We start from the raw sequence: 5454 nt of genomic DNA on the forward strand, positions 1-5454 counted from the left end.
GCTCAATCAACAACGGCGCCGAAAGGCGCCGTTGCTGTTTACTTCGCCATGAAGCTCAACGCTGCTGCGGGCGTCGCCGGGCCGCGATGGCCCAACGGGCGGCGAGGTTGGGGGCGGTAATGCAGACCGCTTCCGGCGCGATTACTGCGCCGTCGATGCCTGCTCCCGATCCTTCATCATTGCATCGCGATTGGCCTTGAAGGGATTGCCCTCATACCAGTTCGGCCAGCTGTCGCCGCCGGCCAGTGCCTTGCCTACGCCGTAAAGCAGTTGCAGGTCCTCGATGGTGCCGTCGAATTTCCAGTTGGGATCGTATTCGTCCTTCGGGCCGTGGTAGCGCTCGCCGTAGGCTTCGCTGGCCTTGCGGCCGGCTTCGGTGCCGCCCTCGCGCAGGTCGCCGCCGCCACCGGCATAGAGCGCCGGGACGCCGGCTTTGGCGAAGTTGAAGTGGTCCGAGCGGAAATAGAAGCCGCTCTGCACCGAGGTTTCGGCGTGCAGGGTGCGGCCCTGCTCGCTGGCCAGCGGCTTGAGGATGTCCTCCAGCTCCGAACTACCGTAGCCGGTGACGGTCACGTCGCGGGCACGGCCGCCGACCGACATGGCGTCGATGTTGATGACGCCGGCGATCTTGTCCAGCGGGAAGGTGGGATGGTTGACGTAGTACTGCGAGCCGAGCAGGCCGGACTCCTCCAGGGTGACGGCGAGGAATACCACCGAGCGCTCCGGCGGCGTCTGCTGGTGGGTCATGGCGTCGGCGACCTCGAGAATGCCGGCCACGCCGGTGGCGTTGTCGACGGCGCCGTTGTAGATGTTGTCGCCCGGTTCGTCCTCGTGCTTGCCGAGGTGGTCCCAGTGCGCCATGTAGACGACCGCTTCGTCGGCGCGCTTGCTGCCCGGCAGGACACCGACCACGTTGCGCGACTTCTTCTCGGCGATGCGGCTGTTCAGGTCCAGCGAAAGCGTGGCCTGCAGTGGCACGGGCTTGAAGCCGCGCTTGTTGGCGTCCTTGTAGGCCTTGTCCAGGTCCAGCCCGGCATCGGCGAACAGCTTGCGCGCGGCTTCGGCGCTGAGCCAGCCCTGCGCCTGCAGCCGTGGCTCCTTGTCCTCGGCTACCGGCAGGTCGTATTGCGCGCCGCCCCAGGAGTGCCTGACCACGTTCCAGTCGTAGGAGGCGCCGGCGGTGTCATGGACGATCAACGCGGCCGCGGCGCCCTTGCGCGCGGCCTCCTCGAACTTGTAGGTCCAGCGGCCGTAATAGGTCATGCGCTTGCCGTCGAACAACGTGTCGTCGTTGGCGTGGAAGCCCGGGTCGTTGACGAACATCACCACGGTCTTGCCCTTCCAGTCCTGCCCGGCGTAATCGTTCCAGTCCTGCTCGGGGGCATCGACGCCGTAGCCGACGAACACCATGTCGCTGCCATCGATGTGCACGTCCGGCTGGCCGCTGCGGGTGCCGATGACCATGTCGCTGCCGAACGCCAGTTCGTGCGTGGCATCGCCTTGCCGGATCTTCAGCACGGTGGCCGGGTCGGCGGTGGTCTCGGTCATCGGCACTTCCTGGAACCAGCTGTCGCCGTTGCCGGGTTGCAGGCCGATGCGCTGCATCTGGTCGCGGATGTAGTTGACCGTCAGCTCCTCGCCCCGGCTGCCGGGCGCGCGGCCTTCGAATTCGTCCGAGGCCAGGGTCTTGACCAGTTCGCCGAAATCGGCCGCATTGATGTCGCTGGCGAAGGCATGCGTGGCGGCGGGCGCTGCGGCAGGCGCAGCCGGCGCTTGCGGCTCGCCCTTGCAGGCGGCCAGCGCCGCGCTCGTGGCAAGACAGAGCAGGAGTTTGCGGGGCATGAAGAGAGGCTCCGGGTTGCGGACGTGAGGGGGTGCAGGATTCATTCCGTTGGCGCGGTGTCGGTGTCGAAGCGGAGCACGCTGGCGCCGCTGACCGTGCCGATGGTGGCACTGGCATGCACGTACAGCGTCACCTCGCGCTCGAACACGAGCGGGCCGTCGACCACCGCATTCGGGCCGATGACGATGCGCGGCTTGCGCGGTGGCGTCAGCGACAGGTTGAACGAAGGCTTCTTGACCTTCACCCCGCCCTTCACGTGCGAGCCGATGCCGATGGTGATGTCGCCGTTGACGGTTTCGACGTCGTCCCCGACCTCGGTGCCGACCAGGCCGATGCTGCCGTTGACGGTTTCCACCCCGCCGGCGACACGGCCGCCCTGGTCGATGAAGATGCTGCCATTGACGGTTTCCACGCCACCGTCAAGTTGCAGCCCGCGGCCACCGCGGATGGCGCCGTTGACCGTCTCCATGCTGCGGGCGCGCACGTTGTCGCCGGCGTTGATGCTGCCGTTGACGGTTTCCACGCCACGCGCCTGCACGCCCTGCGCCAGGTGGATGCTGCCGTTGACCGTCTCCAGGTCGCGGTAACCGGCGCCGGCATCGGTGTGGATGCTGCCGTTGACCTTGCTGATGTCGTCGGCGGCCATTGCCAGCGGGGCGCAAGCGCCCAAGGCCAGCAGAAGAAGGAATCGTTTCATCGCATGTCTCCGTCAGGAATTCCGATGGGCAGGGTCCGATGGCAGCATGGCTGGGTACAATCCGCATCTGCCTGAAGTCACTGGAGTGCCGTTGCAACCGTACCGCCATCGCACCCCGATTGCCCGGTTTCCGCTGCTGGCGCGTTCATGTGCGGGCGGGATGCTGGCCCTGCTGCTGGCCGCGGGCGCCGTGGACGCGCAGGAATCGCCGCGCGATGCGGAGAAGAAGCTGCAGCAGCTGCGCGGCGAATTGAAGAGCGTGACGCGGGAACGGCGCCAGCTGGAAAGCGATCGCGATGCCGCGACCCGGCGCCTGCGCGAAGCCGACCAGAAAGTCGCGCGCAGCGGCCGCGCGGTGGCCGAGACCGAAGCGGCGATCCACCGGCAGCAACAGGAGCTGGCCGAGCTGCAGCAGCGCCGCGGCACGCTGGAAGCAAGCCTGGGGAGCCAGCGCCGGCAGCTGGCCGCGTTGCTGCGCGGTGCCTACCAGCTGGGCAACCACGCACCGCTGAAGCTGCTGCTGGCGCAGGACAGCGTGGCCGATGCCAACCGCGAACTCGCCTACCACCGCTACCTGCAGCGCGAACGCGCGCGCGCCATCATCGTGCTCACCGGCGACCTGCAGGAGCTGGCGGCAACCGAACGGCAGATCCTCGCGCATGGCGAGGAGCTGGAACAGGCGCGCGAGCGGCAGCGCCAGCAGGCCAGCGCGCTGCTGGCCGATCGCCGCCAGCGTGCGCAGGTGGCCGAAGACCTGGACAAGCGCTACCAGGACCGCAGCGACAAGGAAAAGGCGCTGGGGCAGAACGCGCGTTCACTCGAACGCCTGCTGGCCAACCTGCGCGCGGCGGCGGCGCGTGCCGAGGCCGAGCGCCGCGCCGCTGCCCGCCGCGCCGAGAACGAGCAGGCGCGGCAGGCGAATGGCGGCCCGGCGGGCAAGGTCCCCCCGCGGGTCACGGCCAACGCACCGGTGCCGAAGGTGGGCGGGCTGGGCTGGCCGTTGTCGGGCAACCTGCTGGCCCGCTACGGCGGCCGCCTGCCGGATGGCCGCACCAGCAACGGCGTGCTGATCGGCGCGCCGGCCGGCACCACGATCACCGCCGTCGCCGACGGCACGGTGGTCTTCTCCGACTGGATGACCGGCTACGGCATGATCCTGATCGTCGACCACGGCAATGGCTACATGAGCCTGTACGCGCACAACGACACCCTGCTGCGCGATGCCGGTGCACGGGTGCGCCGTGGCGAGGCGGTGGCGAGGGTCGGCAACTCCGGCGGGCAGGGCGTGCCGGCGCTGTATTTCGAACTGCGCCGCAACGGCCAGCCGGTGAATCCTTCGACCTGGCTGCAGCAGCGGCAGTGACCGCGGGCTGAGCGGCATGGCTGCCGGCCATGCCGCGTTCAACGGGAATTCGGCCATGCTTCGCGCATAATCGGCGACGACGCGCATCGCGCGTACCCGTTTCGATGGAGTGGTTCATGCGTGTAGCCGGTCTTGCTGCTGCCCTGCTGTTTGTCCTGTCGCCGGCCATCGGCCTGGCGCAGGACGCCCCGGACAAGGCGTCCGCCGGGGACAACCCCGATGCCCAGGAATCGGTGACCTCGAAGGTGCCGCTGGAGGAAGTACGCCGCTTCGTCGCCGTCTACAACGCGGTGCGCGCAGCCTACGTCGAGCCGGTCGACGACCGGAAGCTGATGCAGTCGGCGGTGCGCGGGCTGCTGTTCGACCTCGACCCGCACAGCACCTACTTCGACAAGGAGGACGCCGAGGCCTTCGACGAGCAGGCCAGCGGCGCCTACGAGGGCATCGGTGTGGAGCTGCTGCAGCAGGACGACGTGCTGAAGGTGGTGTCGCCCATCGACGACACCCCTGCCGCCCGTGCCGGGCTGCGCGCCGGCGACCTCATCGTCGCCATCGACGGCAAGCCGATCAGCGCGGTCGAGGCGATGGAACCATTGCGCGGCCCGGCCGGCAGCCAGGTGGTGCTGACCATCGAGCGCGGCGATGAAAAGCCGTTCGACGTGACCGTCACCCGCGAGACCATCCGCGTCACCAGCGTGCGCAGCAAGATGCTCGAACCGGGTTACGCCTATGTGCGCATCAGCACCTTCCAGGCCGATACCGGCGCCGACTTCCAGAAGCACCTCGCGCAGTTGCAGGCGCAGGCCGGCGGCAAGCTGAAGGGCATGGTGCTGGACCTGCGCAGCAACCCTGGCGGCCTGCTTACCGCCGCGGTGCAGGTGGCCGATGGCCTGCTGGACAAGGGCGTCATCGTGACCACGCGCGGGCGCATCGCGGTCAGCGACGCCCGCTTCGAGGCGACGCCAGGCGACCTGATGCAGGGCGCGCCGGTGGTGGTGCTGGTCGACGCCGGTTCGGCCAGCGCCTCGGAAGTGCTGGCCGGCGCGCTGCGCGACAACGGCCGCGCGCGCGTCGTCGGTAGCCGCACCTTCGGCAAGGGTTCGGTGCAGACCGTGCTGCCGCTGGACAACGGCGATTCGGTCAAGCTCACCACCGCGCGCTATTACACGCCCAGCGGCAAGTCGATCCAGGCCACCGGCATCGTGCCGGACGTGGAGCTGGCGCCGACCGACGCCGCCAAGGACGTGCCGGCTGGCGTGGCCGACTTCAGCGAGGCGCGCCTGCCCGGCCACCTGCGCGGCGACGACGAAGCCACCGGTACCGCCACCGGCGTGGTGCTGCCGGGCGATGCGCCGGTGCAGTCGGCGTTGCGCGAACTCAAGCATCCCGGCGTGCTGGCCAGCGCCACGACGACCAAGCCGGCGGCACGCCCGGCCGCCGGGCAGGAAGCCGCGGCCGACACCGCGCCGGCCACGGCCGAAAAAGAAGCCGAACCGGCCACGGCCGACGACGACAAGTGACGGCACCAGTCCCGTCTCCCGCGGGAGACGG

Annotated in this window: 4 protein-coding genes; 2 read left to right on the plus strand and 2 right to left on the minus strand. The window is 69.1% G+C overall.

Features of this window, described 5'->3' with window-relative positions; translation table 11 throughout:
- Nucleotides 1-141: 141 nt before the first annotated feature.
- Nucleotides 142-1842 (minus strand): M28 family metallopeptidase, encoded by a 1701-nt coding sequence (locus ABB34_RS13150; protein WP_057641785.1) that lies wholly within the window; start codon nucleotides 1840-1842, stop codon nucleotides 142-144.
- A 41-nt stretch (nucleotides 1843-1883) separates the two neighbouring features.
- Nucleotides 1884-2540 (minus strand): DUF4097 family beta strand repeat-containing protein, encoded by a 657-nt coding sequence (locus ABB34_RS13155; RefSeq protein ID WP_057641787.1) that lies wholly within the window; start codon nucleotides 2538-2540, stop codon nucleotides 1884-1886.
- Nucleotides 2541-2700: 160 nt separating this feature from the next.
- On the opposite strand from ABB34_RS13155, the gene ABB34_RS13160 reads away from it, so the two are divergent.
- Entirely contained in the window at nucleotides 2701-3903 is a 1203-nt protein-coding gene (locus tag ABB34_RS13160) for a murein hydrolase activator EnvC family protein (protein WP_245625453.1), read from the plus strand.
- 116 nt (nucleotides 3904-4019) lie between these two features.
- Complete coding sequence (locus ABB34_RS13165; RefSeq protein WP_057641791.1) at nucleotides 4020-5423, plus strand: S41 family peptidase; 1404 nt, start codon at nucleotides 4020-4022, stop codon at nucleotides 5421-5423.
- The last annotated feature ends 31 nt before the right edge of the window (nucleotides 5424-5454 follow it).

It is taken from the genome of Stenotrophomonas daejeonensis, assembly GCF_001431505.1.
Taxonomy (GTDB): domain Bacteria; phylum Pseudomonadota; class Gammaproteobacteria; order Xanthomonadales; family Xanthomonadaceae; genus Stenotrophomonas; species Stenotrophomonas daejeonensis.

Bases quoted from the DNA above. Each gene is read 5' to 3' on its own strand.
- ABB34_RS13155 (WP_057641787.1), bottom strand. From the start codon at position 2,540: ATGAAACGATTCCTTCTTCTGCTGGCCTTGGGCGCTTGCGCCCCGCTG.
- ABB34_RS13165 (WP_057641791.1), top strand. From the start codon at position 4,020: ATGCGTGTAGCCGGTCTTGCTGCTGCCCTGCTGTTTGTCCTGTCGCCG.
- ABB34_RS13160 (WP_245625453.1), top strand. From the start codon at position 2,701: ATGCTGGCCCTGCTGCTGGCCGCGGGCGCCGTGGACGCGCAGGAATCG.
- ABB34_RS13150 (WP_057641785.1), bottom strand. From the start codon at position 1,842: ATGCCCCGCAAACTCCTGCTCTGTCTTGCCACGAGCGCGGCGCTGGCC.